Source organism: Priestia sp. YIM B13551, from assembly GCF_042787905.1.
Taxonomy (GTDB): Bacteria; Bacillota; Bacilli; order Bacillales; family Bacillaceae_H; genus Priestia.
This window is the reverse complement of the sequence record NZ_JBHZOX010000014.1, coordinates 36209-59063: the sequence shown is the minus strand read 5'-3', so window position 1 is coordinate 59063 and position 22855 is coordinate 36209. Positions and strand designations below refer to the sequence as shown.

Sequence of the window (22855 nt, the reverse complement as noted above, 5' to 3'; positions counted from 1 at the left end):
CTTGCTCAATTAAAAAATAAAAATTAACGTTGACGTTTGTCGCTTTGTTCAGTTTTCAAAGTTCAACCGCCGCTCTTGAGCGACTTTTTTATATTAACAAGTTGTCTTTCATTTGTCAACAACTTTTTTAATATTTTATTTCTGATGAATTGCGATTGTTTTCCAATCACTCATCAGCGACATTTAATAATTTAACATCTATACTATATAAAGTCAACACTTTTTGAAAAGTTTTTTTCATTTCATCAAAAAACCTTATTTACTTCCCTGCTTTCACCGAACCTTAGCAAGATCTTTGAAAGGATTTGATACTTCTCTTGAATGTTTCGTTCAAGAACTACATGATTCAAACTTTGTTGAAAAGCAACGTTTGTTCTCTTCATTTCTTCTCTAAGTAGTGCTTCTAACTCTAAACACTCCACCTGATTAAATAAACAAATTTTCATTGATTCACCTGCTTTTTGCGACATTGATTCTCAAACATCAAAATAAAATCAGTTCTTCTTTTCCTTACCTGTTATTAATTGTAGACAAAACGCATACAAATTAGACAAGTACTACTTATTAAATGAGGTGACAAAATGAATATGTTTTATACTATTCGAGCCAAAAGAATCAAACAAACAATGCTTATCGTAGTTGCTGCGTTTTTTACAAGCTTTTTTCTCTATGCTCAGCAGACGTTTCACTTTCCCGTGTTTTCAACAGATAACGGTCCAAGAGCTGTTTATAAGGCGGATGACAAAAATCCGGAAGTTGCTCTTACATTTAACATCAGCTGGGGAGATGAAAGAGCTATTCCCATTCTGAATGAACTAAAAAGGCAGCATATTGAACATGCTACTTTCTTTTTATCTGCTTCATGGGCTGAGCGTCATCCAGATATTGTAGAGCGCATTAAGAAAGAAGGTCACGAAATTGGCACAATGGGCTATGACTATACTTCTTATACAAGCCTAGAACCTAATGAGATTAGACAGGATCTTGCAAAATCAAAGAAAGTCTTTGATTCACTAGGCCTTAAAGATGTTCACCTTCTTCGTCCTCCTAACGGGCAATTTAATAAAGACACCTTAAAATTAACGGCAGATATAGGATATACTACTGTTCACTGGAGCATTGATTCTAAAGACTGGACAAATCCAGGGGTTGAAAAAATTGTCTCGAATGTTACAAAGCCTTTAGACGGGGGAGATATTATATTGCTGCACGCGTCTGACTCCGCTCAACAAACAGCAAAGGCTATTCCATATATCAAGAATTCATTACAAAATAAAAAAGTCTCAAACGTAAGTGTTTCAACATTAATTTCAAATTCAAAAACCCAAGTAAAAGATATCCGCTAAGATCTATTTCCACTGTATATGGAAAGCAAAAGCAGACAAATATGCTATTTGTCTGCTTTTGCTATTCTTGCGTGCGTAAGAAGTTTGGGCAAAATAAGAAGTTGATACATATTACAAATTAGAAGTGGAAACAACATAAGGTAAAGCCAGCTTTCTTCGTTCGTTCGCAGCGCTGGGAACCATTCAATTGTCGTTACAACAATCATAAAAAACAGCGCTGGTACAAAAGCCTCTTTATTCGTCTGCTTTTTCTTTGCATACGCCACTAATAACCCCACCGCTAACAAGAAAACGCTTAACAAAATATACTTACCTATGCCTTCTCCCGGTTGTTGAAAGAACTTATATCGAAAATAAGCAACGTCAAATAATACAAATAAAACAAATACAATTTGAACCGATTTCCAAAGTGATGCAGATTTAAAAATTCCCAACCCAAATCGGTGAATAGTTAAATATGCAAAAAAACCCATTTGGCTAATTAAACTAAAAATAAACCCTACGCCTACGAGCCATGTTAAAACAGCAACAATTTCTCCTATCTTTCCTTGTTGAAATAAGTGACCGTATTCCCCCCAGCGCACCGCAAACCCAACAACAGCTGTACTTATACCCCCGACAGCTAACGTGGTTAGAAATAGACGAACCCAATTTCGACTATTCACTTCCATCTCCCCCATAAGTTACAAAATTGTACCTTTTCATAAATTGTACCAATCACGTTTTGAAAAATCTAGAGCTCTTTTATGAATAAAAAACCTTGATTATCTCATATTAAGCGTAAGCATATTAGGAAAGGAGCTCATTACTATGAAAAAGCGACTCATGCTCCTCATTTATATAGGAATGTGTATGCTTTTAGCTACAGCCTGTGCACCGCAAGATGAAGAGAACAATGGTATGGATTATGATCAAACAAAGAAAATGGTTGTTGATATTTTAAAAACAGATGAAGGAAAAAAAGCAGTCGAGGCAATTATGAAAGACCCTTCTGTTAGACAAGATATTTTAATGGATCAAAACGCGATAAAAGATACAATTTCTCAAACCCTAGTATCAGATAAAGGCGTGGAATTTTGGAAAAAAGCCATGGATGACCCGAAGTTTGCTGAAAGCTTTGCTAAAAGTTTGGAAAAAGAAAATAAGACGGTCATCAAACAACTGATGAAAGATCCTGAATATCAAGGAATGCTTCAAGATGTTTTAAAGGATCCGGCTATGGAAAAAGAAGTACTGACTGTTTTAAAGAGTAAAGAATATCGCACTTATTTACAAAAGATTATGACCGAAACGTTTGATAGCCCTCTTTATCAATCTAAAATTCAAGACATTCTTTTGAAAGCTGCTGAAGAAACACAAGGTGGACAAAAACAAAGCAGCGACGACGGTGGTTCTTCTTCCTCTGGATCTGATTCAGGCGGAGAACAGCAACAGCAGTGATTAAATACGCATCTCATATGAGGTGCGTATTTAATTATGTCATTTATTTTTATTAAAAAACCTAAATGACTTCTTTATATTTTTTAATACTTAGTATTTTTATTGGAATTGTAAACTTTAATTCTTAGCTTTATGGTAAAATATTAGAAATTAACACAATCGTTTTATAGCAAAAGGAGGGAATTTGATGGAATTTCGCGTTATTAAAACGTTTCAAACCATTGTTCGTTTAGGAAGTTTTCAATTAGCCGCTGAATATTTAAAGTACTCTCAGCCTACCATTACACTGCACATTCAAAAGTTAGAATCCGAACTAGGATTTAAGCTTTTAGAACGAGGAAAAAGCATTAAACTTACTGAAGCAGGTAAAATCTTTTACGAGCGGGCAAATATTTTACTAAAGGAATATGAATATCTAAATAACACCTTAAAGGATTATTCAACAGGCGAAGCTGGCACGATCCGTATAGGTGCTGCGGAACCTACAGCAAGCAGTCGACTGCCTTCCATTCTCTCATTATTTAAAAAAAGATATCCCAACACAGAAATTAGCTTACTCGTTGCAGACGAAAAGCACCTTCATCAACATATACGCAATCAAGAAATTGATTTCGCGATTGGCACTGTCTCAGAATCGTTCAGAGATATAGAATTTGAGGCATTACTAACGGAAAAACTTGTGCTGCTACTACCATTCAATCATGCTCTAACAAAAAGAAAAACAATCTTTGCAAAAGATTTAATACACGAAACGCTGATTACAGCTGGGCAATCTTCCGTTCAAAAGAAAATTGAGCAGCTAATCTTTGAGCGAACAGGCCAGCTGCCTGCTAAAGTCCAGTTAGGCACTATTAGCACACTTCAGCATTTTGTAAAAGAAAACTTAGGAATAGCCGTTGTTCCACAAATAAGCGCAACTCTTCCGCCAGATCAAGTGGTGGTTAAAACAATTCATGACTTGCATGACGGGCCTGCAATCGGCATTTTAAAGCACCAGTCTCACACCGTAAGTACAGCTGGAAAAACATTTTTAGCTCTCTTAAAACAAAACCTTGCATTTGATTTAAAAAAGGCGCAGATTGAACTCTCTGTATAATAACAAAAAGCACGCGCTCGAACAGCGCGTGCTTTTTGTTATTTTCCTGTTGCTGCTTTTTCATTTTCGCAAATAAATGCAATCTTGCTTGCAATCTCTCCGTATATTTGACCTAAACGATGCGATTCATCGTAAATGGAAGGTGCAAAATCTTCTTCATTCCAGTCGGGCTGACTTAACGGAAGCTGTCCTAACAGCTCTGTCTGAAGTTCCTCAGCAAGTTTTGGACCTCCGCCTTTGCCAAATACATACTCTTTTTCCCCTGTTAGCTGGCTTTCAAAGTAGGCCATATTTTCTACAACTCCAATTACCTCATGATCAGTTTTCAAAGCCATAGCACCCGCTCTAGCTGCAACAAATGCGGCTGTAGGATGTGGTGTCGTAATAATGACTTCTTTACAAGCAGGAAGCATGGAGTGAACGTCTAATGCGACATCACCTGTTCCGGGAGGTAAGTCTAGTAAAAGATAATCTAATTCTCCCCATTCAACTTCTGTAAAAAAGCTCGTCAACATTTTTCCAAGCATAGGTCCTCGCCAAATAACGGGTGAATTATCTTCTACAAAGAAGCCCATGGAAATAACTTTTACTCCGAAACGGTCAACTGGAATAATCTTTTCACCTTCTACTACAGGACGCTGTGTGATTCCCATCATATCTGGGACGCTGAATCCATAAATGTCAGCATCAATTAAACCAACTTTCTTTCCTAAACGAGCTAGAGAAACGGCCAAGTTAACAGAGACTGTTGATTTACCAACGCCTCCTTTACCGCTGGCAATAGCAATAAATTCAGGTGCATTCGGACTAGTTAGTAAGTTGCCAGTATTCGGTTGCTCAGCGCGGTACTGCTGAAGTTCTTCAGGCGTAAACTCAACAAATCGCAGTCCAACCGACTGTACACCTGCTTTTTTTAATTCTTCTACAATCGTGCCTTGAAGGCTCAGCTGTTCACTAGTACCTGTTTTTGCAACAGCAATCTTCAGGCTTATATGCTGTTTTTCAGCTTTGATTGTTATTTCTTTAATCGCATCTGTTTCTGATAGTTTTTTATTTAAAAATGGATCCGTAATTTCCCCTACTACTTCTTTTACTTGCTTTTCCGTTAGCATACTCCCACCACCATGTTAAAATCTATTTATTTATACTATCAAGTATATCATACATATTAGATTTTTCTGAATAGAAGGATGCTATGCTTTTTATTTGGGCTTTTCTCCAGTAAAATACCGGCTGACTCCTTCATAAATGGATTCAGCTAACTTTTTTTGATAGCGTTTCGATTGAAGCATTTTACGTTCTGTAGGATTTGATAAGAATCCTACTTCAACCAAAGCACCTGGTGGCTTGGAATGCTTAAGAAGGTAAAGCGTTTGAATAGCTTTTGCTTCACGACTCGTATTATCCAGATTATTTCTTAGCTCTTGTTGAATGAGTTTGGCCACTTGCTCGTTTTCTTTTAGGGACCCGTAATAGAAAGTTTGAGCCCCTCTCCACGCAGAGGATGGAATAGCATTCAAGTGAATACTTAAGTACAAATCAGCATTGGATTTATTAATCATCGTTAAGCGATTTTTTAAGTCTTCTACTTTTCTGCGACTGTATCCTCTTGTGTCTTTGGCCGCTAGGTCTTCGTCTTTTTCTCTTGTCATAATAACAAGTGCCCCTTGCTCTTGCAGATAGTCCCGAAGCATTAACGAAATTTTAAGAGTTATTTCTTTTTCAAGCACTTCATCCCCTCCTACGGCTCCTCCATCAACACCGCCGTGTCCAGGATCTAGTACAATAACTTTCCCGCTAAGAGGAAGTGAAAGCGAACCGGATGATGTTCTATGATCTATCTGATATTGTACAATGACAAAAAGAACGAGAAGCGCTATAATTGTGCTCATTATTTTTACTTTAGACATTTTATCCCTTCCCTTCTTGCCTCACCTATTTATTTCTATATGGGACAAGAACGGGAATTATGAGTACTTTTTAATGCAAACGTAACCGACGTCTTTTTTCTGCGGTTCGATAACCTTCTTTCCACCAGTCTTGCACATATCCTTGACACAAATAATACAGACCATCTTGATAAAGATCTGTTACAGACATGCTGACGGCTCCGTACAATGTATCAATTAAAAGAGACTCTTCTTGCTTACTGTGCTTCTGAAAGTCTTCGTAGCCTTTACCACGTTTACTCACCCGGGCACCTAATAAAAATGATTCGATGGCAATATCAAGACAGTACTCCTCTACATGTTCGTCTCCTAGCATATTCCACTGAAACATTGGATGAAAATAACGGCGCAGCCTCTCTTGAAGCAAATCAAACGACAGTTCCCTTAGGACTTTGCGTTCATATTTCATTTCTTTTTCATAACGTTTTTCTTTTAAATATGTAACCTCATTCACGATAACGCCTCCCTTTTTTACATATTGTCTGCACAAGCCTTCGTCTCATACGCAAACAACAAATAAAAAAAGCCTTGGTCCAAAGACCAAGGCTTGAAACGTAATATAAAATTAACGTTTTGAGAATTGTGGTGCACGACGAGCGCCTTTAAGACCGTATTTTTTACGTTCTTTCGCACGAGCGTCACGAGTTAATAGACCAGCACGTTTTAATGTTCCACGGTATTCAGGGTCTGCTTCTAATAAAGCACGAGAGATTCCGTGACGAATAGCGCCAGCTTGACCTGCATAACCTCCACCATTAACGTTTACAAATACGTCATAGTTACCTACAGTTTCAGTTAAAGCAAGTGGTTGTTTTACTACTTCACGTAGTGCAGCAAATGGAATGTATTCTTCGATTTCACGACCGTTGATTGTTACGCGACCGTTACCTGGTACTAAACGTACACGAGCAACAGAGCTTTTACGACGACCAGTTCCGTAATATTGTACCTGTGCCAAGATAATAACCTCCTCTTATTAATTATCCGCGAAGTTCGTAAACTTCTGGTTTTTGTGCTTCATGTGGATGTGTTTCACCAGCATACACATGTAATTTTTTGAACATTTGACGGCCTAGGCTACCTTTTGGAAGCATGCCTTTGATTCCTAATTCAAGCATTTTCTCAGAGTAGTTAGTACGCATTTCTAATGCTGTACGTTGTTTCAAACCACCTGGGTGCATGCTGTGACGGTAATAAATTTTATCAGTTAATTTTTTACCTGTTAGTTCGATTTTTGACGCATTGATAAGGATCACGTGATCACCAGTATCAACATGTGGTGTAAAAGTTGGTTTATGTTTACCGCGTAAGATTGATGCTACTTCACTTGCTAAACGACCTAAAGTTTTACCTTCAGCATCGACAACATACCATTTACGCTCTACTTCGTTTGCTTTCGCCATGAAAGTTGTACGCATGAGTTTCCCTCCTAATTTTCATCATCAATTATAAAATTATTTCAACCTTCTATTTCAACACGATTAATTTCCGGGGCTAACCGTGGGGTTAAAATACATACCATATGATATATTATATCTTTAAGCTACTAATGTCAAGAAAATGTTACACCAGGTTTAGTTGTCATAGAAAACGCGCCATAAATATAGTCCTTGCGAAGGTGCAGTTTTCCCTGCACGAGGACGTGATTTGCTTTCTAGAATATCTTTTATAGCATCTGGTTCAATACGCCCTTGTCCTACTTCTAAAAGCGTTCCAACAAGAATACGAACCATATTATACAGAAAGCCACTTCCAACGAATCTAAACACAAGCTGACTATTCTCTTCATACATATCAATCTTGTAAATCGTACGAATCTTATCTTCCACTTCTGTTCTCGCTGAACAGAAGCTTGTAAAGTCGTGTGTACCGAGTAAATATGTGATGGCTTTTTTCATTTTTGAGTAGTCTAATGGATAAGGGTAATGGTATGCATAAGAACGAGTGAAAGGATTTCGATCTTCGCCGCGCAAAATATGATAGCGATACTCTTTTGAAATAACGTCATACCGGGCGTGAAAATGTGCATCAACTTCACATACATTCTTCATTACAATATCATCTGGTAGCATTGAATTCAATGCTTTTTTCCACTTATCACATGGAATATTTAGGTTTGTATCAAAATGAATGACTTGCCCCTGTGCATGAACATTTGTGTCCGTTCGTCCAGAGGCGTAAATCGGCACTTTTTTGTTATGCATTTTCTCTAAAACGGCTTCAATCTCCAGTTGAACAGTTCGCTTATTGGGCTGAACTTGATAACCTGAAAAGTGTGTGCCGTCGTATGCAACTATACATTTTAAACGTTTCATCTTTTCACCAAACAATCTTTACGTTCTAATCAGCACTAAAACAACTGCTACTGCCAGCAGAAGTAAAAGCATAATTGTATCTATGCTTCCCCATTTCAATTGACGATACTTTGTACGCCCTTCTCCGCCTTTATAACCCCTTGCCTCCATGGCAATAGCTAGCTCTTCAGCACGCTTAAATGAACCTATAAATAGAGGAACAAGCAAAGGAACGACAGCTTTCAAACGATCCGTAACGGGGCCGCTGCTAAAGTCCACTCCTCGTGCTGTCTGCGCTTTAATAATTTTATCTGTCTCTTCCATCAATGTAGGAATAAAGCGAAGAGAAATGGACATCATTAAAGCTAATTCATGAACAGGAAGCTTGAGCTTTTTAAATGGATTCAGCAAGCTTTCCATTCCATCTGTTACTTCAATGGGCGTAGTCGTTAAAGTGAGCATCGTCGTAATTAAAATTAAGAACAAGAAGCGCAAGGAAATTAAAACACCTTGAATAAGGCCACCTTTATAGACAGAAAACCATCCCCATTCAAACAAAAGAGGACCTTCCTTTGTCATAAAAATGTGCAAAAGAAACGTGATGATAATAATAAACAGAACGGGCTTTAACCCTCTTAAAATAAATGAAACAGGCACTTTACTCATGGCCACTATCATAAGGGTATACACACCTAAAAAAGCATAGCCGATAGGGTTATTTGCTAAAAACACAATTAATACATACGCAAACACAAGAAGCAGCTTGGCCCGAGGATCCATTCGATGGACAACCGATTGACCCGGCACATACTTACCAATAATGATTGAGTTCATCATAATCGTTCACCTTGCTGCATAAGGTGCTGCACTTTCTCTACCACTTCAGAAAAGGTAATTACCGTATCCGATGCTTCAAGCTGAAATTTCTCTTGCAGCTTCAGCATAAAGCGAAGCGATTCTGGAACATCCAATCCATATTCTTTTAGCTGCGTATGCTGACCAAACACTTCTCTAGGTGACCCTTTCATCGCAACCGTTCCCTTATTCATCACAATTAGCTCATCAGCGTACATAGCTGCATCTTCCATGCTGTGAGTCACGAGAATCGTCGTCAAGCCTTTTTCTTTATGAAGACGATAAATCATATTCATAATTTCTTGACGCCCTCTAGGGTCCAATCCAGCAGTTGGTTCATCTAAAATTAGCACATTAGGATTCATCGCTAAAATACCTGCTATCGCTACACGACGCATTTGTCCACCGCTCAAATCAAAAGGAGATCTGGTGAGAATGTCTTCTGGCAACCCTACTAACTTGATAAGCTCTCTTGCTTTTTGCTTTGCTTCTTCTTCCGAAACGCCATAATTCATTGGTCCAAAAGCTATATCTTTTTCCACCGTTTCTTCAAAAAGCTGATGTTCTGGAAATTGAAACACCACGCCTACTTGCTTACGAATAGCTTTTAAATTCTTTTCTTTTCGATTGGCTTTAATGGTGCGCTCACCGATTTGAATTTCACCAGCAGTTGGCTTCAATAAGGCATTCAGATGCTGTATGATTGTTGATTTCCCAGAACCAGTATGGCCAATAACAGCCAAAAATGTACCTGATTGAATGTTTAAATTTAAGTCATGTAGAGCAATTCGTTCAAATGGTGTATTAACTTGATAACGATGCTCTACTTCTTTGAATATAATGTCCATAGTTCGTCCACCAAGTCCTCATCTGTTAAATGAATTTTTGATAAAGGAATTCCTACGGAAGCAAAACGATGGCTTAGTTTAACGGAAAACGGCAAGTCTAGTCCAATATCCGTTAACTTGGAACCTAATGCAAATACTTCGCGTGGAGTACCTGTTGCATATATCTTCCCTTTGTTCATCACAACGACTCTGTCAGCCATTGCTACTTCATCTAAATCGTGAGTAATTGAAATAACCGTCAGTTGTTTTTCTTCTTTTAATTTTCTAACAGTTTCAAGCACTTCAGTTCGCCCAATAGGATCTAACATAGATGTTGCTTCATCTAGAATGATGACAGATGGCTGTACGGCAATTATACCCGCAATGGCCACACGCTGTTTTTGTCCACCTGATAGCTGATGAGGCTCTTGATCCAGAAAAGCACTCATATTGACCATTTCGATTGCTTCAGGTATACGTTTTTCCATAATCTCAAATGGAATCCCGTTGTTTTCAAGCCCAAACGCAATATCGTCTTGAACGGTTGAGCCAACAAATTGATTATCTGGATTTTGAAACACCATTCCAATCTGCTTGCGCACATCCCATATTGTTTCTTCAGATAAAAGAGTATCGCCCACTCGAACCGTTCCTTTTTCAGGTAGCAAAAGGCCGTTTAGAATTCGTGCCAGCGTCGACTTACCAGATCCATTATGTCCAGCTATTGCTAACCATTCACCTTTATAAGCAGAGAGAGAAAGGTGATCTAATGTTAGGTCTGCTTCAGGATCGTATCGAAAGCATAAATCTTTTACCTCTAAAGACATTTCTTTCAACGCTATCTTCCTCTCAGCTTTTTCTATTGCAGCATTGCCTACATTGATTTTTTACACTATTTACCCGGTTTTAGGTATAAAAAAAGGGCAACGACTAGTTACACACTGTCTCGCCCTTTTCTATCTGTATTAAAAATATTAAACTAATTCAATGATAACCATTGGAGCACCGTCACCACGGCGAGGTCCAACTTTTAAGATACGAGTGTAACCGCCTTGGCGATCTTCGTAGCGAGTAGCGATATCGCTGAATAGTTTTTGTAAAGCGCTTTGACCAGCTTCTTCGTTAGCTACTTCATTACGGATGTAAGATGCAGCTTGACGAAGAGCGTGTAGATCTCCACGTTTACCTAAAGTAATCATTTTTTCAACAGTTGAACGTAATTCTTTTGCACGAGCTTCAGTTGTCTCAATGCGTTCACTGATGATTAAATCAGTTGTTAAATCACGAAGAAGCGCCTTGCGTTGTGCGCTTGTACGACCTAATTTACGGTAAGACATGTGAGGTCCCCTCCTTTGTTAAGTAGTTAAACAGGTAGATATAATCAGTCGTCCTTACGTAGACCCAAACCTAATTCTTCAAGTTTAGCTTTAACTTCTTCTAAAGATTTACGGCCTAAGTTACGAACTTTCATCATATCTTCTTCTGTTTTATTAGCAAGCTCTTGTACAGTATTGATGCCTGCTCGTTTTAAGCAGTTGTAAGAACGAACAGATAAATCCAGTTCCTCGATCGTCATCTCTAGAACTTTTTCTTTCTGGTCTTCTTCTTTTTCTACCATAATCTCTGCTTTTTGAGCTTCATCTGTTAAGTTAACGAAGATATTTAAGTGTTCCGTTAGAATCTTTGCACCTAAAGCAACAGCTTTTTCTGGCTCGATGCTACCGTCAGTCCAAACATCCAACGTTAACTTATCGTAATTTGTCATTTGACCAACACGAGTATTCTCTACATAATACGATACGCGAGTAACAGGCGTATAGATTGAATCAATTGGAAGTACACCAATTGGTTGGTCTTCACGCTTGTTAGCATCGGCAGGATTATAACCTCGACCTGTGCGAGCAGTAAGTCTCATACGGAAATGAGCATCTGACTCAAGTGTTGCAATATGAAGATCCGGATTTAGAACTTCGATATCGCTGTCTGCTTGAATGTCAGCAGCCGTTACTGTACCAGGACCTTTAACATCGATCTCAAGTGTTTTCTCTTCATCAGAGTAAATCTTTAACGCTAACTTTTTAACGTTTAAAATGATGTTTGTTACATCTTCAACAACTCCAGGAACTGTTGAAAATTCATGTAATACACCTTCAATTTGAATAGATGTTACAGCTGCACCAGGGAGTGAGGATAATAGGATACGACGTAAGGAGTTACCCAAAGTAGTACCATATCCACGCTCAAGTGGTTCGACGACGAATTTACCGTACTTTCTATCATCGCTGATTTCTACCGTTTCGATTTTTGGCTTTTCAATCTCTATCAATATAAACCCTCCTTCAAAACGTCGAAACCTCGGCTAGACGGCTGATTTCTCAAATGCCTAACCGAAATTCCCTATTAGACAGTTCCCGAATGTGCACAACAAATGGAAAACATTTCGTTGCATGAATAAATTCTACACCATCATCATTATAGACAACGAAATAGAATCTATACATATTAATTATACACGACGACGTTTTGGTGGGCGGCATCCGTTGTGAGGTACAGGAGTAACATCTTTAATAGCTGTTACTTCTAAACCTGCAGCTTGAAGAGCACGGATAGCTGCTTCACGACCAGCACCAGGGCCTTTAACTGTAACTTCAAGAGTTTTCATTCCGTTATCCATAGAAACTTTAGCAGCAGTTTCAGCAGCCATTTGCGCAGCAAATGGAGTAGATTTACGAGAACCTCTGAAGCCAAGTGCGCCTGCACTAGACCAAGCAATCGCATTACCGTGAACATCTGTAATTGTTACAATAGTGTTGTTAAACGTTGAGCGAATATGAGCTACACCAGCTTCAATATTCTTTTTCACGCGACGTTTACGTGTATTAGTTTTACGTGCCATCTGTTAATGACCTCCCTTACTAATTATTTCTTCTTGTTCGCTACAGTACGGCGTGGGCCTTTACGTGTACGAGCATTGTTTTTACTGTTTTGACCACGAACTGGTAAACTACGACGGTGGCGGATACCACGGTATGAACCAATCTCAATTAAACGTTTGATGTTTAAAGAAACTTCACGACGAAGATCGCCTTCTACTTTATAGCTATCTAAAATATCACGAATTTTACCTAATTCTTCTTCTGTTAAGTCACGAACGCGAGTATCTTCAGAAACTCCAGCTTCAGCTAGAACTTTTTCAGCAGTTGGACGACCAATACCGAAAATGTATGTTAATGAAATTACTACACGCTTGTCACGAGGAATATCAACACCAGCAATACGTGCCATATGAATAGTGCACCTCCTTATTGATTAACCTTGTTTTTGTTTATGCTTAGGGTTTTCACAAATTACCATTACTTTACCTTTTCTACGGATAACTTTACATTTTTCGCAGATTGGTTTAACTGATGGTCTGACTTTCATGTTTCATACCTCCTTGATAGTACGGAGTGCATAGGTTTTATTTGAAACGGTACGTAATTCTACCGCGAGTTAAATCGTATGGTGACAATTCTACAGTTACTTTATCACCAGGTAAGATTCGAATGAAATGCATGCGAATTTTTCCTGATACGTGAGCAAGTACTGTATGACCATTTTCTAATTCTACCTTGAACATAGCGTTAGGTAAAGTCTCAGCAACTGTACCTTCAACTTCAATTACATCGTCTTTTGCCATTAAAGTGCTCTCCTTTCTTTGAAACAGTAACAAGCTATCATTAAACGACTTAAAAAGAACCTGTTCTGAACATCCGGAGATCGTAATCATTAAATTCAAGATGATTGACGCTAATATACATCTTTACCATTTTAACAGCAATTCAGACGAAAAACGATCATCGTGAATTTAGATAATTACTGTTTACTGTCCAGTGCATCTAGCGAGGAATGGATAGAGATAACATCCTTTAACATTACAATGCTGTCAGAATTTCATATCCCGTCTCAGTAATTGCAATAGTATGTTCGAAGTGCGCACACATTTTACCATCTACTGTGACAACTGTCCAGTTATCAGGTAATGTTTTTACATATCGCATACCAGCATTCACCATTGGCTCAACTGCCAATACCATGCCTGGACGTAGACGCGGTCCTTTATTCGGTGGACCATAATGAGGTACTTGCGGATCTTCATGTAAGTCTTTGCCGACCCCATGGCCAACATATTCTCTTACAATCGAAAAGTTACGTGATTCTGCGTACTGTTGAATAGCATGTGAAATATTCGACAAACGCTCACCCGGCTTAGCTTCTGCTAATCCTTTGTAGAGAGATTGCTCAGTCACATCAAGCAGCTCTTGATTTTCTAATGAAATCTTTCCTACTCCATATGTCCAAGCTGAATCACCGTGATAGCCACCGAATTTAGCTCCGATGTCTAAACTGATGATATCCCCTTCATTAAGCTTGCGTTCACCCGGAATACCATGAACTAATTCTTCATTCACAGAAGCACATACACTGCCGCGAAAACCATTATACCCTTTAAAAGACGGAATTGCATCATGTTGACGAATAAAATTTTCAGCAATTGCATCCAATTCTATAGTCGTAATACCTGGAGCGATATGCTTTTTTAACTCTTGATGAGTTAAAGCCACGATTCGTCCAGCTTCACGCATGACCTCAATTTCCTCTGGTGTCTTGCAAATGATCATTGCTTAACCCCAGCAAGTAATTGACGAACATCCTCAAACACAATGTTAATATCTTGATTACCATTAATATTGCGTAGATAACCTTTTTCTTGATAGAAATCAAGTAGAGGTTGAGATTGTTTAACATTAACTGAAAGTCTAGTTGAAACCGTCTCAGCATTGTCATCTGCACGTTGGTAAAGCTCTCCGCCACATTTGTCACAAACTCCTTCTTTCGCAGGAGGATTGAATACTAAGTGGTAAGTAGCTCCGCAATCTTTACAAATGCGGCGTCCAGTAAGACGCTCCATTAAAATGCTTTGATCTACATCAATATTAATCACATAATCAATTTGCTTGTTTAGTTCTTTTGTAATTGTTTCAAGAGCTTCTGCTTGGGCTACTGTTCTTGGGAAGCCATCAAGTAAAAAGCCGTTTTCACAATCTTGTTTGTTTAAACGCTCGCGCACAATTCCAATTGTTACTTCATCAGGAACAAGGTTACCTTGATCCATAAATGATTTAGCTTTTAAACCTAGTTGCGTTCCTTCTTTAATTGCAGCTCGGAACATATCTCCTGTTGAGATATGAGGGATATCGTAATGCTCAACGATTTTTTCTGCTTGAGTACCTTTCCCAGCACCAGGAAGGCCCATTAACACTAAATTCATTTCTTGCTTCCCCCTCAGTATCTTATCCGTTTAATGGGAAAGCAGCTTGCTTCCCACTAAACAGCTTTACTTAATAAATCCCTTATAATGGCGTTTCACTAATTGACTCTCAAGCTGTTTCATTGTCTCAAGAGCTACACCGACAACAATTAACAAACTAGTACCGCCGATCTGAGCAGATGATGGTAAGTTTGCAATTTTGATGAACAGAACCGGCAACACAGCAATTAACGCAAGGAATATCGAGCCGATTAATGTCAGACGATATAACACTTTCGTTAAATAAGCTTGTGTGCTTTTACCAGGACGGATGCCTGGGATGTAGCCACCTTGCTTTTTCAAGTTCTCTGCTACTTGTTCAGGGTTAACTTGAACAAATGTATAGAAGTAACAAAAAGCAATGATTAACGCTACATACACTATCATACCAATTGGCTTAGTATAGTCAAATGTATTCTGAATCCACGTCGTTACATCATTTGGACCGAAAAATGATGCAATTGTTGGTGGTGTAATAATAAATGAAACTGCAAAGATAACAGGAATAACCCCAGCAGCATTTACTTTTAACGGTAAATGAGTGGATTGACCTCCAACAGGATTACGACCAGCTGAACCCTTTGCATATTGAATAGGAATTTTTCGTAGCGCTTGTTGGAAGTAAATAACCCCAACAATAATAGCTAAAACTGCAATTGCAATTAAAACTACCGTTACGATACGAATGAATAATTGATCCCCAACGTCTTCAAATTGCTGTGCATAAATTTGATTTAATGTTGTCGGAATACCAGCTGCAATCCCAGCAAAGATAATGATAGAAATACCATTACCTACGCCTTTTGCAGTAATCTGCTCTCCTAACCACATTAAGAAGGCAGTACCTGCCGTTAACACTGTAGCAATTAGAAGATACGTAGAAATTCCTGGATTAGCGATCAATTGTCCGCCCGAAATATTGTTGAATCCTATAGACATACCTAAAGCCTGGATAAATCCAAGCACAATTGTTCCATAACGAGTTACTTGAGCTAATTTACGGCGCCCAACATCTCCCTGCTTTGACCATTCTGTAAACTTAGGTACAACATCCATCTGCAATAATTGGACGATGATGGATGCTGTAATATAAGGCATAATGCCCATAGCAAGAATGGAGAAGTTTTTTAACGCGCCGCCGCCAAATGTATTCAGAACTCCGAATACATTTAACCCATCTTGCAATTTTAGTACATCCGTATTAACACTTGGTACAGGAATAAATGTACCAATTCGGAAGACAATTAACATTAACAAAGTGAAAAAGATTTTTTGTCTTATTTCACGCACGCGCATTAAATTGGAGATTGTTTGAAACATTAGATCACCTCAACTGTACCGCCAGCAGCTTCGATAGCTTCTTTAGCAGTTGAAGAGAATTTAGCAGCTTTAACAGTTAGCTTAGAGTTTAATGTACCGTTTCCTAGTACTTTAACGCCAGCTTTTGCTTTGCTTACTAAACCAGTTTCGATTAATAATTCTGGTGTTACTTCAGTTCCATCTTCAAAACGGTTAAGAGCTTCTAAATTAACGATCGCGTATTCTTTGCGATTGATATTAGTGAACCCACGTTTTGGAAGACGACGGAATAAAGGAGTTTGACCACCTTCGAAGCCAGGTCTTACGCCACCGCCAGAGCGAGCGTTTTGCCCTTTGTGACCTTTACCTGAAGTCTTTCCGTTACCTGAACCAGTACCACGACCTACACGGTTACGTACTTTACGTGAACCTTCAGCTGGTTTCAATTCATGAAGTTTCATTCCGGAGCACCTCCTTAGAGTGACAATTTATACTTATTGCTCTTTTACTGTAACAAGGTGAGCTACTTTGTTAATCATTCCGCGAATTGCAGGATTATCGTCTTGAACGACAGTTTGATTTAACTTACGTAGGCCAAGTGTACGAACAGTTACACGTTGATCTTCTGGACGACCAATTACGCTACGAGTAAGGGTAATTGCTAGTTTGTTTGCCATTCTATATCCCTCCCTTATCCTAACAGTTCTTCTACAGTCTTGCCACGTAGTTTTGCAACATCTTCAGCACGTTTTAGGTTAGCTAAACCGTTAAGAGTTGCACGTACCATGTTGATTGGAGTGTTTGAACCTAAAGATTTAGATAGAATATCACTTACTCCACCCAATTCTAGTACCGCACGAACTGGGCCACCAGCGATAACTCCTGTACCTTCAGAAGCAGGTTTTAAGAAAATTTGACCTGCACCAAATTGTCCAAGGATTTCGTGTGGAATAGTTGTACCAACCATAGGTACAGTAATTAAGTTTTTCTTCGCATCTTCAATAGCTTTACGGATTGCATCTGGTACCTCTTGTGCTTTACCAGTACCGAATCCAACGTGACCGTTTTTGTCACCAACTACAACTAATGCAGCGAAGCGGAAACGACGTCCACCTTTCACAACTTTAGCTACGCGGTTAACGGTAACAACACGTTCTTCAAGCTCTAATTTATTTGGATCAATACGACGCATGATTTTCCCTCCTTTTACAATTAGAATTGTAATCCAGCTTCACGAGCAGCGTCAGCTAATGCTTTAACACGGCCATGATATAAATAACCGCCACGGTCGAATACTACTTCGTTTACACCTTTTTCTACTGCGCGTTTAGCGACTAATTCGCCAACTTTGATAGCAGCTTCAGTGTTACCAGTGCTTTCTAAAGTCAGGTCTTTATCTAACGTTGAAGCACTTGCGATTGTTACTGAATTTAAATCGTCGATAACTTGTGCGTAAATATGTTGATTAGAACGGAACACGTTTAAACGCGGACGAGTTGCAGTTCCAGATAACTTCGCACGAACACGAGCATGTCTTTTTTTACGAACTTTGTTTTTATCAAGCTTCGTGATCATTTCGGGCACTCCTTTCTTTTACCTAACCGGCATTACTTCTTAGCAGTTTTACCTTCTTTACGACGTACATATTCGCCTTCGTAACGAATACCTTTACCTTTGTAAGGCTCTGGTGGACGAACGTCACGAATATTTGCAGCTAATGCACCTACGCGTTCTTTATCAATACCTTTAATAACGATCTTAGTTTGAGAAGGAACTTCGATTTCGATTCCTGTTTCAGGAGTAATCTCAACTGGGTGAGAGTATCCAACGCTCAATACTAATTTGCTACCAGATTTTTGTGCACGGTAACCTACACCGACTAATTCTAAACCACGTTCGAATCCTTTAGTAACACCTTCAACCATGTTACCTAAAAGGCTACGAGTAGTTCCGTGAAGAGCGCGGTGCTCTTTATTGTCGCTAGGACGATTAACAACTAGTACGTTGTCTTCAACTTTAATTTCGATTTCAGGGTGGAATGTACGAGTTAATTCACCCTTTGGTCCTTTTACAGTTACAGTGTTGCTCTCGTTCGTAACTGTAACACCTGCTGGAAGTTCTAAAGGCTTTTTACCAACACGTGACATAGTTACACCTCCATTCACATTTAAAACTTATTACCAAACGTACGCTAATACTTCTCCACCAGTTTGCTTTTGACGAGCTTCTTTGTCAGTTAAAACACCTTGAGAAGTAGAAACGATTGCGATACCTAAACCGTTAAGTACACGTGGTACTTCGTTAGTTTTTGCATAAACACGTAGACCAGGTTTACTGATACGTTTTAAGCCTGTAATTACACGTTCGTTATTTGAACCGTATTTTAAGAAGATACGGATAATACCTTGTTTGTTGTCTTCGATGTATTCTACATCACGTACGAAACCCTCACGCTTAAGGATTTCTGCAATTTGCTTCTTAATGTTAGAAGCAGGAACTTCAATTTTCTCATGACGAACCATGTTCGCATTGCGGATACGAGTTAGTAAATCTGCAATAGGATCAGTCATTACCATATTAATTTACCTCCTTCCCAAACTTGGGTTTTACCAACTAGCTTTTTTAACACCAGGAATTTGACCTTTATAAGCAAGCTCACGGAAACAAATACGGCAAAGCTTGAATTTACGTAGTACTGAGTGTGGACGTCCACAACGTTCGCAACGTGTATACTCTTGTACTTGGAATTTTTGCTGGCGTTTTTGCTTCGCAATCATTGATTTTTTAGCCACATTTTCGCCTCCTCTGCTTAACGTTGGCAGTTATTACTTCTGGAATGGCATACCGAACTGAGTTAAAAGCTCACGAGCTTCTTCATCAGTGTTTGCTGTTGTAACAATAACGATATCCATACCACGAACTTTAGTTACTTTATCATAATCGATCTCTGGGAAGATCAATTGTTCTTTAACACCTAACGTGTAGTTTCCACGACCATCAAATGCTTTTTTAGATACACCACGGAAATCACGCACACGTGGAAGTGATACTGATACTAGTTTATCGAAGAATTCGTACATACGCTCGCCGCGTAAAGTAACTTTCGCACCGATTGGCATACCTTCACGAAGACGGAAACCAGCGATAGATTTTTTCGCACGAGTTACAACAGGTTTTTGACCAGTGATTTCAGCTAGTTCTTCAACAGCGTTATCTAAAGCTTTTGAGTTAGAAACAGCATCACCGATACCCATGTTGATTACGATCTTGTCGATTTTTGGCACTTGCATTACAGATTCATAATTAAACTTGCTAACTAGAGCAGGAGTAATCTCTTTTGTAAATTTCTCTTTAAGACGGTTCATGTGAACTAAACCTCCCTTCACATTTCATTAATTATTTATCTAAAGTTTCACCAGATTTTTTTGCTACACGTACCTTTTTGCCATCGATAACTTGGTACCCAACACGAGTTGGCTCACCAGATTTAGGATCCAACGGCATTACGTTTGATACGTGGATAGGTGCCTCTTGGCTAACGATTCCACCTTGTGGATTTACTTGAGAAGGTTTAGAGTGTTTTTTAACAACGTTCACGCCTTCAACAAGTACACGGTCTTTCTTTGGGAAAGCTGCAAGTACTTCACCTTGCTTACCTTTGTCTTTACCAGAGATAACCACTACTTTGTCGCCCTTTTTAACATGCATCCTATTCGCACCTCCTTAAAAGGCATTTTGTATTTGTTCTATATATCAATTAGATAACTTCTGGAGCTAATGATACGATCTTCATGAAGTTGTTATCACGTAATTCACGAGCAACTGGTCCGAAGATACGAGTACCACGTGGTCCTTTGTCGTCACGGATGATTACGCAAGCATTTTCGTCGAAACGGATGTAAGAACCGTCAGTACGGCGAACACCACTTTTTGTACGTACAACAACAGCTTTAACAACGTCACCTTTTTTAACAACGCCTCCTGGTGTTGCTTGTTTCACCGTACAAACGATAACATCACCAATGTTTGCTGTCTTGCGACCTGAACCACCAAGTACTTTAATAGTAAGTACCTCACGTGCACCAGAGTTGTCTGCAACTTTTAAACGAGATTCTTGTTGAATCATGTACGAAACCTCCCTTCGGATGAATCATTCTTATCCGATCTATCTTAACTATTAGATGATAACAGCTTTTTCTACAACTTCTACTAGACGGAAACGTTTAGTAGCTGATAACGGACGAGTTTCCATGATCTTCACGATATCGCCTAGTTGAGCTGTATTGTTTTCATCGTGAGCTTTGAATTTCTTTGAGTATTTTACACGCTTGCCATAAAGCGAATGCTTTTTGTAAGTTTCAACAAGAACAGTAACAGTCTTATCCATTTTGTCAGAAACTACGCGGCCAGTGTAAACTTTACGTTGGTTGCGTTCACTCATTCTGAAAGCCTCCTCTCAGACTTAATTATTTATTAGCAGCAATCTCTCTTTCACGAACTACAGTTTTCATACGAGCGATCGATTTGCGCACTTCGCGAATACGAGTAGTATTCTCTAATTGTCCAGTCGCTAATTGGAAACGAAGGTTAAACAACTCTTCTTTTAAAGCCTTAACTTTTTGTTCAATTTCAGCAGTGGTAAGGTCACGAATTTCATTAGCTTTCATTAGAATCACCACCAATTTCTTCACGTTTTACAAACTTACATTTTACAGGTAGCTTGTGTGCAGCTAAACGTAAAGCTTCACGTGCAACCTCTTCAGATACACCTGAAATTTCAAACATTACTTTTCCAGGTTTAACAACTGCTACCCAACCTTCAGGAGCACCTTTACCAGAACCCATTCGGACTTCTAGAGGCTTAGCAGTATAAGGTTTAGAAGGGAAAATTTTAATCCATACTTTACCGCCACGTTTCATGTAACGAGTCATTGCGATACGAGCAGCTTCGATTTGACGGTTTGTAATCCAAGAAGCTTCAGTAGCTTGTAAACCGAATTCACCGAAATGTACTTCCGTACCACCTTTAGCGCGTCCACGCATTTTTCCGCGGTGTTCGCGACGATATTTAACGCGTTTTGGTAATAACATAATTATTTTCCTCCTTCCTCAGTTTTCTTTTTAGTAGGAAGAACCTCTCCACGATAGATCCATACTTTCACACCAAGTTTACCATAAGTAGTATCTGCTTCAGCGTGAGCATAGTCAATATCAGCGCGAAGTGTATGAAGTGGAACTGTACCTTCACTGTAATATTCAGAACGAGCAATATCAGCTCCGCCTAAACGACCAGATACCATTGTTTTGATACCTTGTGCGCCAGCACGCATACTACGTTGAATAGCTTGCTTTTGAGCACGACGGAATGATACACGGTTCTCAAGTTGGCGAGCGATGTTTTCAGCTACTAGTTTAGCATCTAAATCTGCTCGTTTAATTTCAAGGATGTTAATGTGTACACGCTTGCCTGTTAATTGGTTAAGAGCTTTACGAAGTGATTCTACTTCAGTACCACCTTTACCAATTACCATACCAGGTTTTGCAGTGTGGATCGTTACGTTTAAGCGGTTAGCAGCGCGTTCGATTTCAACTTTAGAAACAGCTGCATCGTTTAAACGTTTAGCGATATATTCACGTACTTTTAAGTCTTCATGTAATAAGTCAGCGTAGTCTTTGCCAGCGAACCATCTTGATTCCCAATCACGGATGACACCGACGCGAAGACCGACCGGATTTACCTTTTGACCCATGAATTATCCCTCCTTCTTTTCTGATACCACGATTGTGATGTGGCTTGTGCGCTTGTTGATTTGGCTTGCACGTCCCATAGCGCGTGGACGGAAACGTTTTAAAGTTGGACCTTCGTTAACAAAAGCGTCAGTAATAACTAAATTGTTAGCGTCCATTTCATAATTGTGTTCTGCATTGGCAATAGCAGATTTTAATACTTTCTCAACGACTGGAGAAGCAGCCTTTGGCGTGTGAAGTAGCACTGCTAGCGCTTCACCCACTTGCTTACCTCGAATTAAATCTACAACTAAACGAACTTTACGAGGAGCAATACGTACTGTTCTCGCGACAGCTTTAGCTTGCATTTAAAAGCCTCCTCTCATATTAGCGTCTTGTTTTCTTATCATCACTTGCGTGACCTTTGTAAGTACGAGATGGTGCGAATTCACCAAGTTTGTGACCTACCATGTCTTCAGTAACATAAACTGGTACATGTTTACGACCGTCATATACAGCAATTGTATGACCAATGAACTGAGGGAAGATAGTTGAACGACGAGACCAAGTTTTTACTACTTGCTTGCTGTCAGTTTCGTTTAACTTCTCAATTTTGTTGATTAAATGGTCATCTACAAAAGGTCCTTTCTTTAAGCTGCGACCCATAAATGA

General features: G+C 39.1%; 39 protein-coding genes. 3 read left to right on the top strand and 36 right to left on the bottom strand.

Going from position 1 to position 22855, the window contains the following annotated elements:
• Positions 1–245 precede the first annotated feature (245 nt).
• Complete coding sequence (locus ACFX4N_RS28820) at positions 246–470, bottom strand: hypothetical protein (RefSeq protein ID WP_225519447.1); 225 nt, start codon at positions 468–470, stop codon at positions 246–248.
• 111 nt (positions 471–581) lie between these two features.
• Here ACFX4N_RS28820 and pdaB point away from each other — a divergent pair, with 111 nt between their 5' ends.
• A complete protein-coding gene (gene pdaB, locus ACFX4N_RS28815) occupies positions 582–1346 on the top strand; it encodes a polysaccharide deacetylase family sporulation protein PdaB (RefSeq protein WP_098548451.1) in 765 nt (254 codons plus the stop codon).
• A 44-nt stretch (positions 1347–1390) separates the two neighbouring features.
• On the opposite strand, the gene ACFX4N_RS28810 is transcribed toward pdaB, so the two are convergent.
• Positions 1391–2011 (bottom strand): KinB-signaling pathway activation protein, encoded by a 621-nt coding sequence (locus tag ACFX4N_RS28810; protein WP_013054965.1) that lies wholly within the window; start codon positions 2009–2011, stop codon positions 1391–1393.
• A gap of 145 nt (positions 2012–2156) precedes the next feature.
• Between ACFX4N_RS28810 and gerD the strand changes: the two genes are divergently transcribed.
• Entirely contained in the window at positions 2157–2786 is a 630-nt protein-coding gene (gene gerD, locus ACFX4N_RS28805) for a spore germination lipoprotein GerD (RefSeq protein ID WP_013054964.1), read from the top strand.
• A gap of 187 nt (positions 2787–2973) precedes the next feature.
• Positions 2974–3882, top strand: coding sequence for a LysR family transcriptional regulator (locus tag ACFX4N_RS28800; protein WP_192101314.1), 909 nt, complete (start codon positions 2974–2976; stop codon positions 3880–3882).
• A gap of 38 nt (positions 3883–3920) precedes the next feature.
• Here ACFX4N_RS28800 and ACFX4N_RS28795 read toward each other — a convergent pair whose 3' ends face one another.
• The 34 genes from ACFX4N_RS28795 to rpsS form a co-directional block, all read right to left on the bottom strand.
• The gene (locus ACFX4N_RS28795) at positions 3921–4994 is read right to left on the bottom strand and encodes an Mrp/NBP35 family ATP-binding protein (protein WP_014462004.1); all 1074 of its coding nucleotides are present in this window, start codon (positions 4992–4994) and stop codon (positions 3921–3923) included.
• A 90-nt stretch (positions 4995–5084) separates the two neighbouring features.
• Positions 5085–5792, bottom strand: a complete 708-nt coding sequence (gene cwlD, locus ACFX4N_RS28790) for an N-acetylmuramoyl-L-alanine amidase CwlD (protein ID WP_013054961.1) — start codon at positions 5790–5792, stop codon at positions 5085–5087.
• A 70-nt stretch (positions 5793–5862) separates the two neighbouring features.
• Positions 5863–6285, bottom strand: coding sequence for a DUF2521 family protein (locus ACFX4N_RS28785; protein ID WP_013054960.1), 423 nt, complete (start codon positions 6283–6285; stop codon positions 5863–5865).
• A gap of 111 nt (positions 6286–6396) precedes the next feature.
• Entirely contained in the window at positions 6397–6789 is a 393-nt protein-coding gene (gene rpsI, locus ACFX4N_RS28780) for a 30S ribosomal protein S9 (protein ID WP_013054959.1), read from the bottom strand.
• 22 nt (positions 6790–6811) lie between these two features.
• Entirely contained in the window at positions 6812–7249 is a 438-nt protein-coding gene (rplM, locus tag ACFX4N_RS28775; protein ID WP_013054958.1) for a 50S ribosomal protein L13, read from the bottom strand.
• A 156-nt stretch (positions 7250–7405) separates the two neighbouring features.
• Positions 7406–8146 (bottom strand): tRNA pseudouridine(38-40) synthase TruA, encoded by a 741-nt coding sequence (gene truA, locus ACFX4N_RS28770; protein ID WP_192101316.1) that lies wholly within the window; start codon positions 8144–8146, stop codon positions 7406–7408.
• An 18-nt stretch (positions 8147–8164) separates the two neighbouring features.
• Positions 8165–8962 carry an energy-coupling factor transporter transmembrane component T family protein gene (locus ACFX4N_RS28765; RefSeq protein WP_057275198.1) on the bottom strand — a complete coding sequence of 266 codons (798 nt, stop codon included), beginning with the start codon at positions 8960–8962 and terminating at the stop codon, positions 8165–8167.
• Positions 8959–9828, bottom strand: a complete 870-nt coding sequence (locus ACFX4N_RS28760) for an energy-coupling factor ABC transporter ATP-binding protein (protein ID WP_192101317.1) — start codon at positions 9826–9828, stop codon at positions 8959–8961. The genes ACFX4N_RS28765 and ACFX4N_RS28760 overlap by 4 nt, the downstream gene beginning before the upstream one ends.
• Positions 9804–10643, bottom strand: a complete 840-nt coding sequence (locus ACFX4N_RS28755) for an energy-coupling factor ABC transporter ATP-binding protein (protein WP_013054954.1) — start codon at positions 10641–10643, stop codon at positions 9804–9806. The genes ACFX4N_RS28760 and ACFX4N_RS28755 overlap by 25 nt, the downstream gene beginning before the upstream one ends.
• Positions 10644–10781: 138 nt before the next feature.
• Positions 10782–11144: a 50S ribosomal protein L17 gene (rplQ, locus tag ACFX4N_RS28750; RefSeq protein WP_057275196.1), complete on the bottom strand. Its 363-nt coding sequence runs from the start codon at positions 11142–11144 to the stop codon at positions 10782–10784.
• Positions 11145–11188: 44 nt separating this feature from the next.
• On the bottom strand, positions 11189–12133 hold the full coding sequence (locus ACFX4N_RS28745; RefSeq protein ID WP_013054952.1) for a DNA-directed RNA polymerase subunit alpha: 945 nt from the start codon (positions 12131–12133) through the stop codon (positions 11189–11191).
• Between the two features lie 180 nt (positions 12134–12313).
• Entirely contained in the window at positions 12314–12703 is a 390-nt protein-coding gene (gene rpsK / locus ACFX4N_RS28740; RefSeq protein ID WP_013054951.1) for a 30S ribosomal protein S11, read from the bottom strand.
• Between the two features lie 23 nt (positions 12704–12726).
• Complete coding sequence (gene rpsM, locus ACFX4N_RS28735; protein WP_013054950.1) at positions 12727–13092, bottom strand: 30S ribosomal protein S13; 366 nt, start codon at positions 13090–13092, stop codon at positions 12727–12729.
• A 24-nt stretch (positions 13093–13116) separates the two neighbouring features.
• On the bottom strand, positions 13117–13230 hold the full coding sequence (rpmJ, locus tag ACFX4N_RS28730; RefSeq protein ID WP_003156543.1) for a 50S ribosomal protein L36: 114 nt from the start codon (positions 13228–13230) through the stop codon (positions 13117–13119).
• Between the two features lie 37 nt (positions 13231–13267).
• On the bottom strand, positions 13268–13486 hold the full coding sequence (infA, locus tag ACFX4N_RS28725) for a translation initiation factor IF-1 (protein ID WP_010285101.1): 219 nt from the start codon (positions 13484–13486) through the stop codon (positions 13268–13270).
• A 235-nt stretch (positions 13487–13721) separates the two neighbouring features.
• Positions 13722–14468: a type I methionyl aminopeptidase gene (gene map / locus ACFX4N_RS28720; protein WP_014462024.1), complete on the bottom strand. Its 747-nt coding sequence runs from the start codon at positions 14466–14468 to the stop codon at positions 13722–13724.
• Entirely contained in the window at positions 14465–15118 is a 654-nt protein-coding gene (locus ACFX4N_RS28715) for an adenylate kinase (RefSeq protein ID WP_013054948.1), read from the bottom strand. The genes map and ACFX4N_RS28715 overlap by 4 nt, the downstream gene beginning before the upstream one ends.
• A 66-nt stretch (positions 15119–15184) precedes the next feature.
• Positions 15185–16477 (bottom strand): preprotein translocase subunit SecY, encoded by a 1293-nt coding sequence (gene secY / locus ACFX4N_RS28710; RefSeq protein ID WP_013054947.1) that lies wholly within the window; start codon positions 16475–16477, stop codon positions 15185–15187.
• On the bottom strand, positions 16477–16917 hold the full coding sequence (gene rplO, locus ACFX4N_RS28705) for a 50S ribosomal protein L15 (RefSeq protein WP_013054946.1): 441 nt from the start codon (positions 16915–16917) through the stop codon (positions 16477–16479). Before rplO ends, secY begins: the two co-directional genes overlap by 1 nt.
• Positions 16918–16950: 33 nt before the next feature.
• On the bottom strand, positions 16951–17133 hold the full coding sequence (gene rpmD / locus ACFX4N_RS28700) for a 50S ribosomal protein L30 (RefSeq protein ID WP_013054945.1): 183 nt from the start codon (positions 17131–17133) through the stop codon (positions 16951–16953).
• A gap of 14 nt (positions 17134–17147) precedes the next feature.
• Entirely contained in the window at positions 17148–17648 is a 501-nt protein-coding gene (gene rpsE / locus ACFX4N_RS28695; protein WP_013054944.1) for a 30S ribosomal protein S5, read from the bottom strand.
• A gap of 20 nt (positions 17649–17668) precedes the next feature.
• A complete protein-coding gene (gene rplR / locus ACFX4N_RS28690) occupies positions 17669–18031 on the bottom strand; it encodes a 50S ribosomal protein L18 (RefSeq protein ID WP_013054943.1) in 363 nt (120 codons plus the stop codon).
• A gap of 32 nt (positions 18032–18063) precedes the next feature.
• Entirely contained in the window at positions 18064–18603 is a 540-nt protein-coding gene (gene rplF / locus ACFX4N_RS28685) for a 50S ribosomal protein L6 (RefSeq protein WP_013054942.1), read from the bottom strand.
• Between the two features lie 30 nt (positions 18604–18633).
• Positions 18634–19032 carry a 30S ribosomal protein S8 gene (rpsH, locus tag ACFX4N_RS28680; protein ID WP_013054941.1) on the bottom strand — a complete coding sequence of 133 codons (399 nt, stop codon included), beginning with the start codon at positions 19030–19032 and terminating at the stop codon, positions 18634–18636.
• 30 nt (positions 19033–19062) lie between these two features.
• A complete protein-coding gene (locus ACFX4N_RS28675) occupies positions 19063–19248 on the bottom strand; it encodes a type Z 30S ribosomal protein S14 (protein WP_013054940.1) in 186 nt (61 codons plus the stop codon).
• A gap of 33 nt (positions 19249–19281) precedes the next feature.
• The gene (gene rplE / locus ACFX4N_RS28670) at positions 19282–19821 is read right to left on the bottom strand and encodes a 50S ribosomal protein L5 (RefSeq protein WP_013054939.1); all 540 of its coding nucleotides are present in this window, start codon (positions 19819–19821) and stop codon (positions 19282–19284) included.
• Positions 19822–19852: 31 nt separating this feature from the next.
• On the bottom strand, positions 19853–20164 hold the full coding sequence (gene rplX / locus ACFX4N_RS28665; protein WP_013054938.1) for a 50S ribosomal protein L24: 312 nt from the start codon (positions 20162–20164) through the stop codon (positions 19853–19855).
• 49 nt (positions 20165–20213) lie between these two features.
• The gene (gene rplN / locus ACFX4N_RS28660; protein ID WP_013054937.1) at positions 20214–20582 is read right to left on the bottom strand and encodes a 50S ribosomal protein L14; all 369 of its coding nucleotides are present in this window, start codon (positions 20580–20582) and stop codon (positions 20214–20216) included.
• Positions 20583–20633: 51 nt separating this feature from the next.
• Positions 20634–20897 (bottom strand): 30S ribosomal protein S17, encoded by a 264-nt coding sequence (rpsQ, locus tag ACFX4N_RS28655; protein WP_013054936.1) that lies wholly within the window; start codon positions 20895–20897, stop codon positions 20634–20636.
• 25 nt (positions 20898–20922) lie between these two features.
• Entirely contained in the window at positions 20923–21123 is a 201-nt protein-coding gene (gene rpmC, locus ACFX4N_RS28650; protein ID WP_013054935.1) for a 50S ribosomal protein L29, read from the bottom strand.
• Positions 21113–21547 carry a 50S ribosomal protein L16 gene (gene rplP, locus ACFX4N_RS28645; protein WP_013054934.1) on the bottom strand — a complete coding sequence of 145 codons (435 nt, stop codon included), beginning with the start codon at positions 21545–21547 and terminating at the stop codon, positions 21113–21115. Before rplP ends, rpmC begins: the two co-directional genes overlap by 11 nt.
• A 2-nt stretch (positions 21548–21549) precedes the next feature.
• On the bottom strand, positions 21550–22206 hold the full coding sequence (rpsC, locus tag ACFX4N_RS28640; protein ID WP_013054933.1) for a 30S ribosomal protein S3: 657 nt from the start codon (positions 22204–22206) through the stop codon (positions 21550–21552).
• Between the two features lie 3 nt (positions 22207–22209).
• Complete coding sequence (gene rplV, locus ACFX4N_RS28635) at positions 22210–22551, bottom strand: 50S ribosomal protein L22 (RefSeq protein ID WP_013054932.1); 342 nt, start codon at positions 22549–22551, stop codon at positions 22210–22212.
• Positions 22552–22570: 19 nt separating this feature from the next.
• Positions 22571–22849, bottom strand: coding sequence for a 30S ribosomal protein S19 (gene rpsS / locus ACFX4N_RS28630; protein WP_013054931.1), 279 nt, complete (start codon positions 22847–22849; stop codon positions 22571–22573).
• Positions 22850–22855 lie beyond the last annotated feature (6 nt).

What these genes read in the sequence shown, in the direction of transcription:
- ACFX4N_RS28820 (WP_225519447.1), bottom strand. Translation starts at nt 470, where the DNA reads ATGTCGCAAAAAGCAGGTGAATCAATGAAAATTTGTTTATTTAATCAG.
- pdaB (WP_098548451.1), top strand. Translation starts at nt 582, where the DNA reads ATGAATATGTTTTATACTATTCGAGCCAAAAGAATCAAACAAACAATG.
- gerD (WP_013054964.1), top strand. Translation starts at nt 2,157, where the DNA reads ATGAAAAAGCGACTCATGCTCCTCATTTATATAGGAATGTGTATGCTT.
- ACFX4N_RS28800 (WP_192101314.1), top strand. Translation starts at nt 2,974, where the DNA reads ATGGAATTTCGCGTTATTAAAACGTTTCAAACCATTGTTCGTTTAGGA.
- ACFX4N_RS28795 (WP_014462004.1), bottom strand. Translation starts at nt 4,994, where the DNA reads ATGCTAACGGAAAAGCAAGTAAAAGAAGTAGTAGGGGAAATTACGGAT.
- cwlD (WP_013054961.1), bottom strand. Translation starts at nt 5,792, where the DNA reads ATGTCTAAAGTAAAAATAATGAGCACAATTATAGCGCTTCTCGTTCTT.
- rplM (WP_013054958.1), bottom strand. Translation starts at nt 7,249, where the DNA reads ATGCGTACAACTTTCATGGCGAAAGCAAACGAAGTAGAGCGTAAATGG.
- truA (WP_192101316.1), bottom strand. Translation starts at nt 8,146, where the DNA reads ATGAAACGTTTAAAATGTATAGTTGCATACGACGGCACACACTTTTCA.
- ACFX4N_RS28765 (WP_057275198.1), bottom strand. Translation starts at nt 8,962, where the DNA reads ATGATGAACTCAATCATTATTGGTAAGTATGTGCCGGGTCAATCGGTT.
- ACFX4N_RS28760 (WP_192101317.1), bottom strand. Translation starts at nt 9,828, where the DNA reads ATGGACATTATATTCAAAGAAGTAGAGCATCGTTATCAAGTTAATACA.
- rplQ (WP_057275196.1), bottom strand. Translation starts at nt 11,144, where the DNA reads ATGTCTTACCGTAAATTAGGTCGTACAAGCGCACAACGCAAGGCGCTT.
- rpsK (WP_013054951.1), bottom strand. Translation starts at nt 12,703, where the DNA reads ATGGCACGTAAAACTAATACACGTAAACGTCGCGTGAAAAAGAATATT.
- rpsM (WP_013054950.1), bottom strand. Translation starts at nt 13,092, where the DNA reads ATGGCACGTATTGCTGGTGTTGATATTCCTCGTGACAAGCGTGTAGTA.
- rpmJ (WP_003156543.1), bottom strand. Translation starts at nt 13,230, where the DNA reads ATGAAAGTCAGACCATCAGTTAAACCAATCTGCGAAAAATGTAAAGTT.
- infA (WP_010285101.1), bottom strand. Translation starts at nt 13,486, where the DNA reads ATGGCAAAAGACGATGTAATTGAAGTTGAAGGTACAGTTGCTGAGACT.
- map (WP_014462024.1), bottom strand. Translation starts at nt 14,468, where the DNA reads ATGATCATTTGCAAGACACCAGAGGAAATTGAGGTCATGCGTGAAGCT.
- ACFX4N_RS28715 (WP_013054948.1), bottom strand. Translation starts at nt 15,118, where the DNA reads ATGAATTTAGTGTTAATGGGCCTTCCTGGTGCTGGGAAAGGTACTCAA.
- secY (WP_013054947.1), bottom strand. Translation starts at nt 16,477, where the DNA reads ATGTTTCAAACAATCTCCAATTTAATGCGCGTGCGTGAAATAAGACAA.
- rplO (WP_013054946.1), bottom strand. Translation starts at nt 16,917, where the DNA reads ATGAAACTTCATGAATTGAAACCAGCTGAAGGTTCACGTAAAGTACGT.
- rpmD (WP_013054945.1), bottom strand. Translation starts at nt 17,133, where the DNA reads ATGGCAAACAAACTAGCAATTACCCTTACTCGTAGCGTAATTGGTCGT.
- rpsE (WP_013054944.1), bottom strand. Translation starts at nt 17,648, where the DNA reads ATGCGTCGTATTGATCCAAATAAATTAGAGCTTGAAGAACGTGTTGTT.
- rplR (WP_013054943.1), bottom strand. Translation starts at nt 18,031, where the DNA reads ATGATCACGAAGCTTGATAAAAACAAAGTTCGTAAAAAAAGACATGCT.
- rplF (WP_013054942.1), bottom strand. Translation starts at nt 18,603, where the DNA reads ATGTCACGTGTTGGTAAAAAGCCTTTAGAACTTCCAGCAGGTGTTACA.
- rpsH (WP_013054941.1), bottom strand. Translation starts at nt 19,032, where the DNA reads ATGGTAATGACTGATCCTATTGCAGATTTACTAACTCGTATCCGCAAT.
- rplE (WP_013054939.1), bottom strand. Translation starts at nt 19,821, where the DNA reads ATGAACCGTCTTAAAGAGAAATTTACAAAAGAGATTACTCCTGCTCTA.
- rplX (WP_013054938.1), bottom strand. Translation starts at nt 20,164, where the DNA reads ATGCATGTTAAAAAGGGCGACAAAGTAGTGGTTATCTCTGGTAAAGAC.
- rplN (WP_013054937.1), bottom strand. Translation starts at nt 20,582, where the DNA reads ATGATTCAACAAGAATCTCGTTTAAAAGTTGCAGACAACTCTGGTGCA.
- rpsQ (WP_013054936.1), bottom strand. Translation starts at nt 20,897, where the DNA reads ATGAGTGAACGCAACCAACGTAAAGTTTACACTGGCCGCGTAGTTTCT.
- rpmC (WP_013054935.1), bottom strand. Translation starts at nt 21,123, where the DNA reads ATGAAAGCTAATGAAATTCGTGACCTTACCACTGCTGAAATTGAACAA.
- rplP (WP_013054934.1), bottom strand. Translation starts at nt 21,547, where the DNA reads ATGTTATTACCAAAACGCGTTAAATATCGTCGCGAACACCGCGGAAAA.
- rpsC (WP_013054933.1), bottom strand. Translation starts at nt 22,206, where the DNA reads ATGGGTCAAAAGGTAAATCCGGTCGGTCTTCGCGTCGGTGTCATCCGT.
- rplV (WP_013054932.1), bottom strand. Translation starts at nt 22,551, where the DNA reads ATGCAAGCTAAAGCTGTCGCGAGAACAGTACGTATTGCTCCTCGTAAA.
- rpsS (WP_013054931.1), bottom strand. Translation starts at nt 22,849, where the DNA reads ATGGGTCGCAGCTTAAAGAAAGGACCTTTTGTAGATGACCATTTAATC.